Below are 15,908 nucleotides of genomic sequence, written 5' to 3' on the forward strand. Positions count from 1 at the left end.
TGTGTCACTAGAATGGAATCATTTTTTCTAGAATTCCATCCTCCCGAACAATTACTTCTAAATCTTTGATCGTAATCGGAAAATAAGGAAAACCGTATACATATGGTGTCAATTCATACACTTGAAAATAAACGACAAGTGAGTGGTCAGCGATGTAAAAGTCTTGGTCGCTCCGTATTTGTGTAAAGTTCTCTAATAGAGGCACATCCCACTCCAACATTTTCTTTTCAATCATGTCAGATAGAACTTTTACAAAATTACTAAGCGGCTTAAACAGTTCACTTAGTATATACTGCTTGCCAGTCTTGACATCGAAGGTGAGTGATTTCGAAACGGTAAGACCGTGTGCGCCTCCCGTAAATGAATAGACAATCAAGCTTAAGCTGAGAACTCCACGCTCATTTGTTTTAATCTCATAGTATCCAATCATTTCGACTAAATGTTCATTGTAAAATCCTTGTTCGATCAATAGCTTATTTAGTTCATGAAGAATATCAGCATTTATCTTTTTTTCTAACGCGTGATGAGTTAAGTTAGTTACAAGAGGATAAGTTATATCGATTTTTGGTGAACTTTTCCTGATATATTTCGTTTCTATACGGACAGGCAGATCCATGGCAGACAACCTTTCATAGGTAATACTAAAGAGTATGAGTGGGAGATAGAGCATATGTTTTTAAATAGAGTGAATCTACTAAAAGAACCTCAAATGGATAGTCAATATCCGTTCTCGATTCCAGCTATTAGCAACTTTAAAGAGCTTGAGTTCACCTCGCCCGTCACCTTTTTTGTAGGGGAAAACGGTACTGGTAAATCCACACTATTAGAAGGAATTGCAGAAAAATGCGAGTTTAATACCGCAGGTGGAAGTCGAAATAATTTATACGATGTAGATGCTGCAGAAAGTGCATTAGGGAAGCATCTTAGACTTTCATGGATGCCAAAAGTGACAAAAGGATTCTTTTTACGTTCAGAATCCTTTTATCAGTTTGCCTCCCATATTGACGAATTGGAAAGAGAAAATCCTGGGCGTGGTGTACTAGATGGTTATGGGGGAAAATCTCTTCATGAGCAATCCCATGGAGAGTCTTTTCTGTCATTGTTTTTAAATCGATTTAATGGCAGAGCTATTTATCTTCTAGACGAACCAGAAGCAGCGTTATCACCACAGAGACAATTGGCATTTTTACGGGTGATGCATGATTTAGTCCAAGAACAGAATTGCCAATTTATCATTGCTACGCATTCACCCATTATATTAGGGTATCCAGAAGCGACAATCCTAAGTTTTGATGATGGAGAGATTGAGGAAATCAATTATGAAATGACTGGACATTATCAAATCACAAAATATTTTTTAGATCATCGGGAAAAATTTTTAGAAGAGCTATTTGAGGGTGATTAAATGTATGTAATCATAAATTATTTAGATGACATGATATTTTTTATAGGGATCGCATTTCCATTGATCGTCATTTGGCGACTGTTACGTTGGAAGAAGAGAGGATTTCAGCTAAAAGAGATTTTACATGAGCTTGGAATTTTAGTGTTTTTCTCCGTGCTAGTTGGTTTATTTTCCCAAACAATAATACCTAAAACAGGTGATGTGCCTGCCTATACGACAGGTGTTAATTTGGAGTTATTCCGTGTTGTCGAAGAAACATATAAAGCAATTGTATATCTGGGATTTTGGCAGCCATTTTATATTAATTTCCTTGGTAATATTATTCTTTTCATGCCGATTGGTTTTCTGTTACCGCTTCTTTTTAAAAGGATGGAGTTTTTTATATTTCCTGTAGTTGTGGGTCTGTGTATATCTTTATTTATTGAAATTATGCAGATTCCGCAAAGCAGAAGCAGTGACGTCGATGATTTATGGCTGAATACGCTCGGGGCATGGCTTGGCTATATATGCTATTACTTTGTTCGCAAAGCTTTCCCGTCGTTTACAAATGCCTTCAAAAGAATAAAAAAGCAAGTTTATGAAACATGAAAATGGGTAAATATAGGATGGAGAAAACTTTGCAAGGAGACATGAAATGATGATTATTAAAGAATCACAAACAGAGCAAAAACGTGATGTTATTATCGAAGAGTTTGTTAACAAAGGTGTATTTAAAATTGATGGAAGACAATTATATGAGTTAAATTTTTATGAATTAATGAAGGAATATACAACTGAAGAAGAAAGTAAATAGGTGCCTTATTAAAAGGCACTTATTTTTGTATTGTTTAGAAGGTTATATAATCTTTTGCGTGTTAATAACTTTCTACAAGTGATTTTCTTTCTAGACGCCAGTGCTTGTCGGAGCTGACATAGGCACTCACGATTTTGTACTATAAACCTCTATTATCTATAAATAATAGCCGATATAAAAAATATGGTACACTTGACTTAAATACGGATAAGGTGGAAACAAACTTGACTTTCATAATAAATTTAAACGAAACTTTACAAAAAAAATGGCAGGATGCAAATTTTGCAACTCCAATGCCAATACAAACAAAACTAATTCCACATATGCTGGATGGTGCCGACGTTGTTGCCGAATCTCCAACGGGTACGGGAAAGACACTTGCTTACGTGCTGCCTATTTTGGAGAAGGTTGATCCGACTAAGAAACAAATACAAGCAATGGTTATCATTCCTTCTCAAGAGCTTGGAATGCAAATTGTAGAGGTGTTCCGCGAATGGGTGAAGGATACAAACATTACGGTTGCACAGTTAATCGGTGGGGCAAATATTAACAGACAAATTGATGTGCTTAAAAAAAAGCCGACAATTGTCGTTGGAACTCCAGGTAGATTACAAGAGCTCGTAAAAACAAAAAAACTTAAAATGCATGAGATAAACATCGTTGTTCTAGATGAAGGAGATCAACTTCTAAGTAGAGAACATCGCACAACTGTGAAAAACTTGGTCGATGCAACAGTGGAAAGCCAAATAGTGGTTACATCAGCTACGATTACAGAGGAAATAGAATTAGTTGCGGAGCGGATGATGAAGGATCCTGTTCGAATTCAAGTATCTGCAGAGGATGTTCCTTCCCAAGGTGAAGTTGTACACAGTTTCGTGAAGACAGAGCCCCGTGATAAAACCGAATTGCTACGTAAAATCTCTTATTTAAAAGGAATGCGTGGTCTTGCATTTGTAAATAGTTTAGATCAGCTGCTTATGAAGGATGCAAAGCTTGCATATAGAGATGCACCAATCGTTTCTCTACATTCAGAAATGAAAAAAGATGAACGAAAAAAAGCATTGGATGATTTTAAAAGCGGTAAGGTAAGTTTACTAATCGCAACAGATGTGGCAGCTAGAGGGCTAGACATTACTGGACTTACTCATGTTATCCATGTAGATGTACCGCATTCAATTGAACAGTATTTACATCGCTCTGGGCGTACTGGACGTGCGGGAGCAGATGGTGAGGTAATGACTTTGTTAACTTATTCTGATGAAAAGACGTATAAAAAATGGACAAAAGAGCTTCCTAAAAAGCCAGTTCAAAAAGTATGGTATCGCGGAGAATTAATCGAAGGGTCATCTAAAACTATTAATCAAAAGGGGAAATAATGATGGATTTTCAACAAAAGCTTGAAGAGTATGCAGAATTAGTAGTAAGAGTTGGACTGAACATTCAGCCGAACCAACCTCTTCTTATAAATACAACGACGGACACAATCGAATTTACGCGATTAATAGTGAAGAAGGCTTATGAAACAGGAGCAAAACGAGTAGATGTAAACTATACGGATGAAGTAAACGCACGTGCATTTTATGATTTGGCTCCTGATGAAGCATTCCATGAATTCCCCAAATGGGCTGCTATGCAACGTGATGAGCTTATTGAAAATAACGGTGCACTATTATGGATTGATGCCGATAACCCTGACCTATTAGAGGGGGTTTCGATTGATCGAATTTCAAGCTTTCAGAAAGCAAGTGGCAAAGCATTAGAGAACTATCGCAAAGCAGTGATGAATGATGTGATTACATGGTCAATCGTTGCAATGCCTTCAGAAAAATGGGCAGCCAAAGTATTTCCTGAGCTGAAGCCAGAAGATCAAATGCAGGCACTATGGGATTTGATATTCCAGGTTGTACGTATTGGTGAAGGAACAGCTGTTCAAAAGTGGAAAGAGCACATCGAAAGCTTAGATAGCAGAGCGACATTATTAAATAATAAACGCTTCAAAAAACTGCATTACAAAGCGGAAGGAACAGATATTCAAGTGGAACTTCCGAAAGAACATATTTGGTTGTCAGGAGCGAGCAAAAATGGTCAAAACGTTCCGTTTATAGCAAATATGCCAACAGAGGAAGTTTACACTGCACCACTTAAAACAGGTGTAAATGGTTATGTGAAAAATACAAAGCCATTCGTTTATCAAGGAAATATCATAGATGATTTTACTTTGACCTTTGAAAACGGAAGGATTACTTCTATTAAAGCTTCAACTGGTGAGAAACTATTACAAGAGCTAATCGGAACGGATGAGGGGGCAAAATATTTAGGCGAGATTGCATTAGTGCCACATAAATCGCCTATTTCAGCTTCGAATGTATTATTCTTTAATACGTTATTCGATGAAAATGCCTCGAATCATTTTGCAATTGGAGAAGCTTATCCAACATGCGTGGAAGGTGCACGTGGCTTAACAGATAGTGAATTAGAGAACTTAGGTCTTAACACATCAATCGTACATGAAGATTTCATGATTGGTAGCGGTGATATGGATATTATGGGAGAACTAGTAGATGGGACAATGGAGCCAATATTTACAAAAGGTGCTTGGGCATTTTAAGGGGTGATCAGCTTGAAAAAATGGCTATGTACTTTAATCATGCTAGTTGTTTCGTTTGGGACCATTACAGTAGAAGCTAAAGGATCAGAAATTTATATAGCAATTGGGGATTCCTTGGCAGCTGGTCAAACACCGAATCGGGCGATAGATACTGGTTACAGCGACTTAATAGCGCAGAAGCTAACTAAGTCTGGTCAGCTTTCTTTTTATTCGAAAGCATTAGCCTTTCCTGGATATACAACAGCGGATGTTCTTGCTAGCGTTCAGACCGAGGAAGCGATAAAACTTTTAAAAACTGCTAGTTTAGTCACTATTTCGGCAGGAGCAAATGATTTACTGCAAACGGTTCAAGTGAATGCAACAAGTGGCTCCATTGCTTATCGTCAAATGAATGCTGATTTTGCGTTAAACAACGTTAGAAAAAATATAGAAGAAATTATTAAAGAGATACAGGCAATAGCACCACAAGCGAAAATCTATGTAATGGGTTATTATTTTGCCTATCCTCATGTGAGAGCATCTCAAAAGGAAGGTATTAAAAGAGAGTTAGATCGATTGCATGCTATTTTAAAAGCACAGTCTGAGATAAATGGAGCTGTATATGTATCAGTGGAGGAATCTTTTGGGTTAAATGCAACTACACTGTTACCGAATCCTGCCGATGTTCATCCTACATTGGAAGGCTATCGTGTCATGGCAAATGCATTCTTTTCGCAATATAACAACGGAATATTTGTAACACAAAGTGAGTTGCCAGCACCTAATCCACTTACTTTTGAGCAGATATTAAATGCAAACAAAGAACAACAGAAATCCCCTGTTTCAAGAGTAGAAGGGATGGACAATTTTTGCTCGTTAACTGAATGGAAAGCACTAATATAGCATATACTTTGGGCATTATTAATGTTGAATAACCGATGTTAGATGTTACGAATAAGGTGTTTAATATAAGCACAACAATATAAAGCTGTCCCCCTACTCAGGAGGACAGCTTCTTTAGCGTACGGTTTTTTTAGATTTAATTACTTTGCGTATTATTGGATAAACTATTGGTGCCCATTTTATAGCTGTTTTAACTAAGTTTTTAACTTTCATCCTAATCGCTCCTTGGCTTTCGATATTAATAATTAAATACCCCAAATTACCTGAATATAAACGTTACCGCAATACTTTAATGCCTTGTACAATATTCCAAATCATTACAATTACATACACTAGCATATAAATAGCCATCAGTAGGAGAGGTCCAACCGCTACCCATAACGAAGGCTGATCATTAAACCCTAAAGTAAGAGGAGTAAAACTGGAGAAGACGCTAATGAATAAAAGAACAAGCAAAATGACAGGTATGACATGGGATATAAGAGATTTTTTTGCATGATATTTAACGTCTGAATCCTGCGATATAAAATAAACGATTATGGGCAATAAAAATGGTGCAAACAATACACTGAAATAAGAAAGAGCTGATAAAATTTTAGGGTTGTCCAATCTTTTTTAACTCCTGTTCTGTTTATAGATAACTAAACTATACATTTCATTTTCTACCAAGAGAAACTAAAATATTTTTAAAAGTTTCAGTTGAAGTAATAGACACATACTCTTTTTCGCCATGCCAATCTCCGCCGCTTGGCCCAAATTCAATGGCACCTGCTCCCTTTTCTGCATAAAAGCGAGCATCTGCAGCTCCATGCTGTCCAAATAATACAGCAGGCTTTCCGATAAATTGTGAGGTAACCTCCGCAATACGTACTATATACGGGTTTACCGCTTCAGTTGTAACGGCAGGGGCGGTCGTCTGAATTTTTAGCTCACTTTTCGGAAATTTATTTGCCAACTTTGTGAGATCTTCTATAATACCCAGCATATCCTGTCCAGGCACATAACGAAGATCATAGCTAACTATGCACTCATCAGGCACTACATTATAACGTTCACCTGCTTGTATTTTTGCCAAGTTTAAAGAAGGATAATCATAGAACTCATTGCTTGCAGTTAAAAAAGAAAGAGAACGGAGCTGTTGGTCAAAGAGAATTGCCTGCTCAATCGCATTTATCCCTTCCCATGGACGGCTTCCATGACTTGGTTTTCCTTTCAAGATTACATCAAACTGGATAATTCCTTTTGCCTGTAAGCCAATTTTTAAGTGGGTAGGCTCACCACATATAACAAAGTCGCCAGTGTACCCTTGATCTACTAAAAATTGTGAAGTCTCACCGTCCGTTTCCTCATCCGTAACAATATGTAATTGAATTTTTTTTAGTAGATTTTCAGGTTCCTTAGATAGCTCGTAAAAGGCCTGCATCATCGCAGCGACCCCAGCTTTCATATCAGCTGTTCCTCGACCATATAAAAAATCACCTTCTATAACTGGCTCGAACTGCGCGGGATTCCCTGGAACAATATCTACATGACCATTCCAAATCATGCACTCATCACCAGCTCCTATTTCAGCCACTAGCATCAGTTTTTCCTCATGTTTTAACACAGTGGTGATAATTCCTCTTTCCTGTAACCAATTCTCACAAAATAACAAAGCGTTATTGGCACCTTCGATTGTGTCACTTTTAATTCTTACTAAATCTTTTAATAATGCAATCATGTGAACATCCCCTTGTGAATATAGTATTTTTACAAGTATAACAAAAGAATAATAGAAGGTATAAAAGAAGGTTGCATTAGTCATTTTATTGGGCTACAATGAATTCGAACTTAATAATTCAAACCACAAGGGGCGCCGCTTATGCGGCTGAGATAGTACCCTTCGAACCTGTAAGTTAATACTTGCGTAGGGATGTGGATGGAAACTGACAATCGCGCGATGTCTGGGTCTATCCCGGGGTCGTTTTTTTGTGGTCAAAAAAGGGGATTGTCATGAAAAATCAACGAGTATTAATATTAATGGAAATTGCTATATTTGCAGCGTTAGGATATGTGCTAGATATGATTGGCTTTGGAATGCCGCAAGGTGGATCAGTAACATTTGTTCTTGTACCAGTTATTTTAATGGCTTTTCGTCGTGGTATTGCAGCTGGGATAGCTACTGGATTTTTAATAGGCGTGCTACAAGTGGTAACAGGTCGTTTTTACGCTGCACCATTATCATTTGAAATTGTTATTGCACAGGTAGCAATAGATTATTTTATCGCATTTATGGTTGCAGGATTCGCTGGCATTCTAAGACCAGCATTTATACAAGCTTATGAACAAAAAGACAAAACGAAAATGATTAAAGCTGTAGTCCTTGGTGCACTTATCGCTGCTTTCCTTCGCTACTTAGCCCATGTGGCATCAGGTATACTATTTTTCGGAGAATTTGCTGGTGATAAAAATCCAATCTTGTATTCGTTAGTCTATAATTCTACTTATATGATACCTGTATTTTTGTTAGCCTCTTTTATTTGTTCCGTTTTATTTGTTAAAGCTCCGCGCCTTGCACTGCCGAATTCTCACTAAATATGATATGATTAGAATACATTTAGTGAAGAAGGGATCTTGTTAAGATGATTGTACAAACTGACGAAGAGTTAGTCGCATTAAAAAAAATAGGGCGTATTGTTGCAGAAATTCGTGATGTGATGAGGGCCTCTACTAAACCTGGTATTACAACGAAAGAACTGGACGAAATCGGTGGGAAGCTTTTTAAAGAGCATGGTGCCATTTCAGGTCCAATGGGTGAATATGATTTTCCAGGATATACATGTATTAGTGTAAATGAAGAAGTAGCTCATGGGATGCCAGGCTCTCGTGTTATTAAAGATGGCGATATAGTCAATATAGATGTTTCTGGATCACTTGACGGCTATTTTGCAGATACTGGCATTTCTTTTGTTGTAGGCGAGGGTTATGAAGAGAAAGAAAAGTTATGTGCAGTGGCAGAGAGTGCGTTTAACCGTGCTATGTTGAAGGTTAAAGCCGGCTCTCGATTGAACCAAATTGGAAAAGCAGTAGCTAGAGAAGCTAAGGATAATGGCTTACATGTTATTATGAACCTAACTGGACATGGTATTGGGAAATCTCTACATGAAGCTCCTCAGCATGTTTTGAATTATTATGATGCTTGGGATCCGACCATATTAAAAGAGGGAATGGTTTTAGCAGTCGAACCGTTTATTTCTGAAAAAGCAGATCATATTGTGGAGTCAGGAGATGGCTGGACATTTGTAACTCCAGATAAATCGTTAGTAGCACAAATTGAGCATACAATTGTTGTGACAAAAGGTGCTCCTATTTTATTAACTAAATTAGATTAAAATAAAACGCCTTCGAAATTTTACTTTTTCGAAGGCGTTTTTTTTATAAATAATATACCTACAATCAGCACACAGCTCAAAAATAGAGATGCTGCGGTTAGAAGTAGTTGGTTGAAGTTATGGAGAATTGCTACTCCAATGAAAGTCCAGATAAATACTGCGGACATAAGACGGTCAGAATAATGATAACGAAAATGAAGAGCTATGGCTGTTGCAATAGTTAAGAAAATAACTCCCCAAAGCGATTTTGTCATTCCAAATCCATCAAATTCATAAAACGTTAGGAGATAAGATAGATTTATGAAGAAACTGATAAATATCCAACTTAAAAAGAATGAGATTGGTAAACGATTCTTTCTATTTATATCATCTAAAGAATAGGTTAAATACAAGGTGAACAAACACCCAAGTAAAAGTGTAAGCGTAACAAAAGTATATAAAAAATGCTCATAATGCCAACTATATACACACAAAATATATAAAATAGAGGCTACTCCAAATAATAGAATGCGCTTTGAGGGTATGGGACGGAAGGATTTATAATCCTTCGCCATATTCCAAATCCACCATGCTAATGATGCAAAAATAGCTATCCATATATAAAATACATAATTTGCAGGAGTGAAAAATACGGGAAGTCTTTTGAAAATCTCGCCACTAGTTTGATCATTTATAGGAAGAAAAGTAGATAATAATTTTACGATTACAGTAGAGATGAAAAATACCATTAAGAGGATTATTTTAAACATTCAGCTGCCTCCTTCTAATTAATAAGTATACCTTTGAAATAATGCTACAACCAATTAGATTTTGAATGTTATGTGACGAAAATCGAACAATCTGCAATAGAAAACATGATATACTAGAATTCTAAAACAATTTTCAATATAGGAGGAATATTTAGATGATTGAACAAACTTATCCGGTTGTCTGGGATCTGGATCGCTTTTTTGATGGGGGAAGTAGCTCACCATCCCTAAGAAGCCATTTGGATGAAGTAAAAGGAAAACTGAGCAGCTTTGAAGCTAAACTAAAAAAACTTGAGTCGCCGACATCTATTGCAGACGTCGCTAAAATCGAGCAAACAATTAATGAGCTAAAAGATATAGCTACCAATTTATCAGAAGGAGGAGCAGTAATAGGTTGTTTTTTAGCCCAGGATACAACGGATAAACAGGCAGCGTTATTACAAGGAGAGGTAGGATCGCTATATGCTAAGCTTTCTTCTCAAATGCTAACGATTCAACAAGTGCTAAGCAAAACAGAGGAATCAGTGTGGGTGGAGCTACTGCAAACAGCTGAGCTTTCTCCATTTGCCTTTGTGTTGAATGAATGGAGAGATGAAGCAAAGAGAATGCTTTCTGAAAAAGAGGAAGACATTATTACGACACTTGGAGTAGATGGTTATCATTCCTGGGGACAGCTTTATGATTTATTGGTAGGCGATATTCGCATTAAACTCACAATAGACGGGGAAGAAAAAGAACTGTCGGTTGGTCAAGCAAATAATCTTAGCTCCCATGAGGATGCACTGATTCGTAAAGAGTCATTTGATGCATTAGAAGCTGCTTGGACAGAAAAAGAAGAGTTCTTTGCGAAAACATTGAATCATATAGCAGGCTTCCGTCTTGCAATTTATGAAAAAAGAGGGTGGAATTCCGTTTTAGAGGAGCCTCTACATATTAATCGCATGAAAGAAGAAACACTTCATGCAATGTGGGGGGCGATATCCAAGAATAAGGCTCCCTTCGTCGAATACTTAAATAAAAAATCGGCAATGCTAGGCGAAAAGCAAATGCATTGGTACGACTTAGATGCACCAGTTAGCGCTTCTACTCAGAAAATGGATTATCAGCAAGGTGCCGAGTTTATTTTAAAGCACTTTAAAGAATTCGGTTCAAAATTAGAATCATTTTCAAGAAATGCATTTGAAAAGGGTTGGATTGAAGCAGAAGATCGTCCAAACAAACGTCCAGGAGGCTTTTGTACAGGTATGCCTGTATCACAGGAATCGCGTATTTTTATGACATATAGTGGATCGATGTCGAATGTTTCTACCTTAGCGCATGAATTAGGTCATGCCTTCCATTCATATGCTTTAAGACCGGTACACTGGATGAATCGCCAATATGCAATGGGTGTAGCTGAAACTGCCTCTACATTTGCTGAAATGATTGTAGCAGACGCAGCAGTAAAAGAAGCAAAAACGGCTGACGAAAAAATTGCTTTACTGGAGGACAAAATCCAACGTAGTGTAGCATTTTTCATGAATATCCATGCTCGGTTTTTATTTGAAACTAGATTCTATGAGGAACGTAAAAAAGGAATCGTTTCTGCTACTAGATTAAATGATTTAATGGAAGCAGCTCAACAGGAGGCATATGGAGATGCTTTAGACACGACACACCCACACTTTTGGGCATCGAAACTACATTTCTATATAACAGAAGTTCCATTTTACAACTTCCCATATACATTTGGTTACTTATTCTCTTTAAGCATTTATGCAAAAGCTATAAGCGAAGGTGCTAACTTTGAGGAAAAATATATTGCGCTATTACAAGATACAGCAGTAATGTCAGTAGAAGATTTAGCGATGAAGCATTTAAATGAAGACATTACTCAAGAAGCATTTTGGATAAAAGGAATTGACCTTTGTATTCAGGATGTGAACGAATTTATCCAATTAACTAATGTAAAAGGGTGAAGGTGCTTGATTTATCTAGAAGGGGATACATGCTATATACGAACATTAAATACGAAGGATGCACCAGCCCTAGCTGATCTAACATATCGCAATAAGATGTATTGGTCCGTCTATGAACCGTTACATCGTGATGACTATTATACGACTTCTGTGCAACGTGAGAAGATTCGAGAATCTCTTATGCTATCGAAGGAAAAAAGAGAGTTTAGCTTCGGTATTTTCGAGCATTTCACAGATCGAATGATTGGTAATGTATCGCTATATAGTATCAAAAGAATGCCTTTTTCAAGTGGGCTAATTGGATATTCTATGGATGAATTTTATGTCGGAAAAGGAATTGCTTCCGAAGCAGTGCACCTAGTAAAAATGTTTGGATTTGAGCATGTCCAATTAAATCGTATTGAAGCATATGTATCACCACAAAATAATGGTTCTATCAAAGTGTTAGAAAAAAATGGGTTTATGCAAGAGGGATTATTACGAAAACTGCTCTATATTAATGGGATATGGCAGGATCATTTTATTTATGCAGCTTTAACTGAGGAACAATGAAAGAGTAAGAGTATGCTTGATAAAATAACAACGAGGCTATTCAGTAACAATGAATAGCCTCGTTTTTTTTCTTCCTGTCGATTTCCCGGGAAATAAATTATTTTTTGTCGATATTACCGTCAGTTACTAAATCTAGACGACCAGTTTCTGGATCAATAATTAGTCCATGCACTGGAATATCTGGAAGCATGAGAGGATGATTTCTAATCATATCTACACTATGTAATACACTAGATTCTACGTTTGAAAAACCTTCTAACCATTTTTCTATGTCTACACCTGCATTGCTTAATACATCTAATACGCGAGGGTGTACGCCACGAGAGATCATCTTATCCACAATTTTGTCCGTTTCAATTCCACTCATTCCACAATCATGATGACCAATTACGTATATTTCATCGGCCTGTAGCTCATAAACAGCTACAATCAGACTACGCATAATTCCACCAAATGGATGGTTGATGACTGCTCCGGCACTTTTCACAATTTTAACATCACCATTTTTAAAATTCATGGATTTTGGAAGCATCTCCGTTAAACGTGTATCCATGCATGTTAAGATAACTATACGCTTGTTTGGAAATTTAGTCGTCAAAAATGGTTCATAAAGTTTATTTTCTACAAAGTATTCATTGTATTTTAAAATCTCTTGTAAGCTTGGCATCGTATTCCTCCTTTATGTTCTAATTATATTTTAAAGGAAATGAAAGAGAAATGCTTTATTTAACCCTTGAATCTGTTAAAAAAAGCATTGTCAATTACTTACATATTAAATTTACATTATTTTGCTAGTTTTTGTTTTCGGTCCGATATAAAAAAAGCTTTTCCTGTTCCGATTGCTACCGATTGTAAAGGTTCTGGGGCAATATGAACTGGTACTTCGATGACTGAAGTCAACCACTCAGAAATGTCTTTTAATAACGCTCCGCCACCAGTTAAAATCACTCCATGGTCAACTATATCACCTGCAAGCTCAGGAGGACAGGTTTCCAATGTTGCACGAATAGCTTCTAAAATAGTTTCGAGAGATTCAGTAAGTACACCTTGAATTTGAGTAGAAGATAGATGAATTGTCTTTGGTAATCCAGTCACCACATCTCGTCCAGTTACTTGCATTTGTTCAACTGCATGAGGCACTAAAGCATGTCCTATTGTCATTTTAATAATCTCAGCTGTTGGTTCGCCGATTATGACATTATACTCTTTTCGGACAAAGTGAATAATAGCCTCATCCATGCGATCACCAGCAGCCTTAACGGTATTAGAAGCTACTACTCCACCGAAAGAAATAATCCCCACTTCAGTAGTGCCCCCACCTATATCAACAATCATACTAGCTACGGGCTCGTCAACAGGAAGACCTGCACCGATTGCAGCAGCAACGGGTTCTTCCATTAGCTGAACATCTTTAGCTCCACTATGTCTCACTGCATCCTGAATCGCTCTTCGTTCAACAGACGTTGCACCAGATGGTGTACATACGATGACAGTTGGTTTTCTCAATGAAGTACCGAGTTTTTTTCCTGCTTTTTGCATAATAAGTTTTAATAATTGTGTGGTAATATCAAAATCGGCAATTACTCCATCCTTTAATGGACGTATTACCTCGATAGATGTTGGTGTTTTGCCGATCATTTTTTTAGCTTCTTCTCCAAAAGCTACAATTTCGCGTGTTTTTGTATTTACTGCTACTACTGTAGGCTCATTTATAAGTAATCCCTTGCCTTTTGTATAAACTAATGTATTTGCGGTACCTAAATCTATTCCAATATGTGAGTTTGAAAACATTTGTCTTCCTCCTATTCCAATCGTACTTAGTAATTATAATAGATAAATGGCAGCTTGCCATTTGTAACATAATGGAAATTTACATATGTTTCAACAGAGTTTAGGATATTTGGTATGGATGGAAGGGTGAAAATGAGTGGATAGTAACAGTTTGTCATCTAGATGTAATAGTATTGTAGTAAAATTGAAAAGAAAAAGAGAAGAGATAACATATAAAAAACAACCGTCCAAATGCTCGACGGTTGTTTTGTGAATTATGAAAGAGGTTTTGGATCAACTGTAGTTGAATCTTTTGAATTCATCGCTTTTCCAAAATAGTGTAAAATTGTAAATCCAACGATACCCAATGCACCAGAAAATCCAAGTACTGTAACTGTGAATAAAGCCATTATAAAACACCTCACTAGTCTTGTTTGTATTCATTATAACGCAAATTTGAAATAATAGTAACTAGTAATATATAGAATTTCCGTTAACTATTAAAATGCCCAATTTCCATTACGGAATATTGGCTCTGAAGTTCCGTCTTCTTTAATACCATCGATATTCATTTTATCAGAACCGATCATGAAATCTACATGCGTTATACTTTCGTTTAACCCGTTTTCAGCTAGTTCTTCTCGAGTCATTTTCTTGCCGCCTTCTAAACAAAAAGCATATGCACTACCAATTGCTAAGTGATTAGAAGCATTTTCGTCAAATAATGTGTTGTAAAATAATAGATTCGAGTTAGAAATTGGTGAGTCATGTGGTACAAGTGCTACTTCGCCAAGATAATGAGAGCCTTCGTCCGTTGCAACTAAGTTTTCTAAAACTTCTTGTCCTTGCTCCGCTTCCACTTTAACGATACGTCCATTTTCAAATGTGATTGTGAAGTTATCAATAATATTCCCGCCATAGCTTAAAGGTTTAGTGCTCGCTACATAGCCGTTTACACCAGTTTTTAATGGCACAGAGAATACTTCTTCTGTTGGCATGTTAGCCATGAAAGAAAATCCTTTTTCGTTTGTGCTACCAGCCCCACACCATAAATGTCCTTTTGGTAATTCAATCGTTAAGTCCGTTCCAGGAGCAGTGTAATGAAGCTTATGATAATTTTTTTCGTTCAGATAATCTACCTTTGTGTGTAATAGGTTATCGTGTTCGATCCAAGCTTCTGTTGGATTTGGCACATCAGCACGAACTGCTTGGAAAATTGCCTCCCAAAGTGCTGGCACTTGTTCTTCCTCGGATAATTCAGGGAACACTTTCTTAGCCCAATCTTTAGATGGAGATGCAATTACAGACCAACTAATTTTATCCGATTGAACATACTGGCGATATTTGTTTAAAGCTTGACCGGCAGCTTTTTGGAACGCAGAAATTCTAGTAGGGTCCATTCCTTTTAATAGGTCTGGGCTTTGGCTAACAACGCTTATAAAAGCAGCGCCGCCTTCAGCTAATAACTCTTTTTCCTGAGCCTTCCAGGAAGGGAAAAATTCGAATGAGTCAGCAGGTGCAAGTTCATAGCGTAAGCGCGTGATTTCATCATCTGCAAAATCTACAAATACTTGTTTAGCTCCAGCAAGGTAAGCTTTCTTTGTTATTAAACGAACTAACTCAACGCTATCAATGGAAGCAGCGATAAATAAATTTTGACCAGGTTGAATATTTACTCCTACCTCTACAGCAAGTGCAGCATAGTTTTCTAATTTTGTATGGAATGATGTCATTGGGATACTTCCTTTCTATTATTAGTTCCATATTATCAGTAATGAGCTAGTCTTATCAATATTCAAAGTAGTATAAAAGTTAAATTT

18 protein-coding genes and 1 riboswitch are annotated in these 15,908 nt (G+C 36.9%); of the genes, 10 read left to right on the plus strand and 8 right to left on the minus strand.

The genetic code is table 11. The features are described 5' to 3' along the window. Nucleotides 1-7: 7 nt before the first annotated feature. Nucleotides 8-616, minus strand: a complete 609-nt coding sequence (locus BLR36_RS16225) for a DUF3298 and DUF4163 domain-containing protein (RefSeq protein ID WP_093062785.1) — start codon at nucleotides 614-616, stop codon at nucleotides 8-10. Nucleotides 617-670: 54 nt separating this feature from the next. Here BLR36_RS16225 and BLR36_RS16230 point away from each other — a divergent pair, with 54 nt between their 5' ends. The 6 genes from BLR36_RS16230 (at nucleotide 671) to BLR36_RS16255 (ending at nucleotide 5,688) form a co-directional block, all read left to right on the plus strand. Next, nucleotides 671-1,405: an AAA family ATPase gene (locus BLR36_RS16230; RefSeq protein WP_093062786.1), complete on the plus strand. Its 735-nt coding sequence runs from the start codon at nucleotides 671-673 to the stop codon at nucleotides 1,403-1,405. Next, nucleotides 1,406-1,993 (plus strand): VanZ family protein, encoded by a 588-nt coding sequence (locus BLR36_RS16235; RefSeq protein WP_093062787.1) that lies wholly within the window; start codon nucleotides 1,406-1,408, stop codon nucleotides 1,991-1,993. A gap of 46 nt (nucleotides 1,994-2,039) precedes the next feature. Further along, the gene (locus BLR36_RS16240; protein WP_093062788.1) at nucleotides 2,040-2,198 is read left to right on the plus strand and encodes a Fur-regulated basic protein FbpA; all 159 of its coding nucleotides are present in this window, start codon (nucleotides 2,040-2,042) and stop codon (nucleotides 2,196-2,198) included. Between the two features lie 224 nt (nucleotides 2,199-2,422). Then, the gene (locus BLR36_RS16245) at nucleotides 2,423-3,574 is read left to right on the plus strand and encodes a DEAD/DEAH box helicase (RefSeq protein ID WP_093062789.1); all 1,152 of its coding nucleotides are present in this window, start codon (nucleotides 2,423-2,425) and stop codon (nucleotides 3,572-3,574) included. Nucleotides 3,575-3,576: 2 nt separating this feature from the next. After that, on the plus strand, nucleotides 3,577-4,806 hold the full coding sequence (locus tag BLR36_RS16250) for an aminopeptidase (RefSeq protein ID WP_093062790.1): 1,230 nt from the start codon (nucleotides 3,577-3,579) through the stop codon (nucleotides 4,804-4,806). Between the two features lie 3 nt (nucleotides 4,807-4,809). Then, complete coding sequence (locus BLR36_RS16255; RefSeq protein WP_371326742.1) at nucleotides 4,810-5,688, plus strand: SGNH/GDSL hydrolase family protein; 879 nt, start codon at nucleotides 4,810-4,812, stop codon at nucleotides 5,686-5,688. A gap of 276 nt (nucleotides 5,689-5,964) precedes the next feature. Here the strand turns inward: BLR36_RS16255 and BLR36_RS16260 are convergent, their stop codons facing one another. Both BLR36_RS16260 and BLR36_RS16265 read right to left on the minus strand, forming a co-directional pair. Then, nucleotides 5,965-6,297 carry a magnetosome magnetite crystal formation protein family gene (locus BLR36_RS16260; protein WP_093062792.1) on the minus strand — a complete coding sequence of 111 codons (333 nt, stop codon included), beginning with the start codon at nucleotides 6,295-6,297 and terminating at the stop codon, nucleotides 5,965-5,967. A 46-nt stretch (nucleotides 6,298-6,343) separates the two neighbouring features. Next, nucleotides 6,344-7,408, minus strand: coding sequence for a M20 family metallopeptidase (locus BLR36_RS16265; protein ID WP_093062793.1), 1,065 nt, complete (start codon nucleotides 7,406-7,408; stop codon nucleotides 6,344-6,346). A gap of 118 nt (nucleotides 7,409-7,526) precedes the next feature. Continuing rightward, a riboswitch (TPP riboswitch) is annotated at nucleotides 7,527-7,618 on the plus strand. Between the two features lie 62 nt (nucleotides 7,619-7,680). On the opposite strand from BLR36_RS16265, the gene thiT reads away from it, so the two are divergent. Both thiT and map read left to right on the plus strand, forming a co-directional pair. Continuing rightward, nucleotides 7,681-8,262, plus strand: a complete 582-nt coding sequence (gene thiT / locus BLR36_RS16270) for an energy-coupled thiamine transporter ThiT (protein WP_093062794.1) — start codon at nucleotides 7,681-7,683, stop codon at nucleotides 8,260-8,262. Nucleotides 8,263-8,309: 47 nt separating this feature from the next. Continuing rightward, entirely contained in the window at nucleotides 8,310-9,059 is a 750-nt protein-coding gene (gene map, locus BLR36_RS16275; protein WP_093062795.1) for a type I methionyl aminopeptidase, read from the plus strand. A 20-nt stretch (nucleotides 9,060-9,079) separates the two neighbouring features. On the opposite strand, the gene BLR36_RS16280 is transcribed toward map, so the two are convergent. Continuing rightward, entirely contained in the window at nucleotides 9,080-9,808 is a 729-nt protein-coding gene (locus BLR36_RS16280) for a hypothetical protein (RefSeq protein ID WP_093062796.1), read from the minus strand. 155 nt (nucleotides 9,809-9,963) lie between these two features. Here BLR36_RS16280 and BLR36_RS16285 point away from each other — a divergent pair, with 155 nt between their 5' ends. Further along, complete coding sequence (locus BLR36_RS16285) at nucleotides 9,964-11,766, plus strand: M3 family oligoendopeptidase (protein ID WP_093062797.1); 1,803 nt, start codon at nucleotides 9,964-9,966, stop codon at nucleotides 11,764-11,766. A 6-nt stretch (nucleotides 11,767-11,772) separates the two neighbouring features. Continuing rightward, nucleotides 11,773-12,318 carry a GNAT family N-acetyltransferase gene (locus tag BLR36_RS16290; protein ID WP_093062798.1) on the plus strand — a complete coding sequence of 182 codons (546 nt, stop codon included), beginning with the start codon at nucleotides 11,773-11,775 and terminating at the stop codon, nucleotides 12,316-12,318. Between the two features lie 97 nt (nucleotides 12,319-12,415). Here the strand turns inward: BLR36_RS16290 and BLR36_RS16295 are convergent, their stop codons facing one another. From BLR36_RS16295 to BLR36_RS16305, 4 genes are all read right to left on the minus strand, one after another. After that, nucleotides 12,416-12,985, minus strand: a complete 570-nt coding sequence (locus tag BLR36_RS16295; RefSeq protein ID WP_093062799.1) for a beta-class carbonic anhydrase — start codon at nucleotides 12,983-12,985, stop codon at nucleotides 12,416-12,418. A 116-nt stretch (nucleotides 12,986-13,101) separates the two neighbouring features. Next, nucleotides 13,102-14,109 carry a rod-share determining protein MreBH gene (gene mreBH, locus BLR36_RS16300; RefSeq protein ID WP_093062800.1) on the minus strand — a complete coding sequence of 336 codons (1,008 nt, stop codon included), beginning with the start codon at nucleotides 14,107-14,109 and terminating at the stop codon, nucleotides 13,102-13,104. A 254-nt stretch (nucleotides 14,110-14,363) separates the two neighbouring features. After that, complete coding sequence (locus BLR36_RS19160) at nucleotides 14,364-14,498, minus strand: hypothetical protein (RefSeq protein ID WP_256371040.1); 135 nt, start codon at nucleotides 14,496-14,498, stop codon at nucleotides 14,364-14,366. A gap of 90 nt (nucleotides 14,499-14,588) precedes the next feature. Further along, nucleotides 14,589-15,821, minus strand: a complete 1,233-nt coding sequence (locus tag BLR36_RS16305) for an aminopeptidase (protein WP_093062801.1) — start codon at nucleotides 15,819-15,821, stop codon at nucleotides 14,589-14,591. Between the last annotated feature and the right edge of the window lie 87 nt (nucleotides 15,822-15,908).

It is taken from the genome of Psychrobacillus sp. OK028 (genome assembly GCF_900103605.1).
Taxonomy (GTDB): Bacteria; Bacillota; Bacilli; order Bacillales_A; family Planococcaceae; genus Psychrobacillus.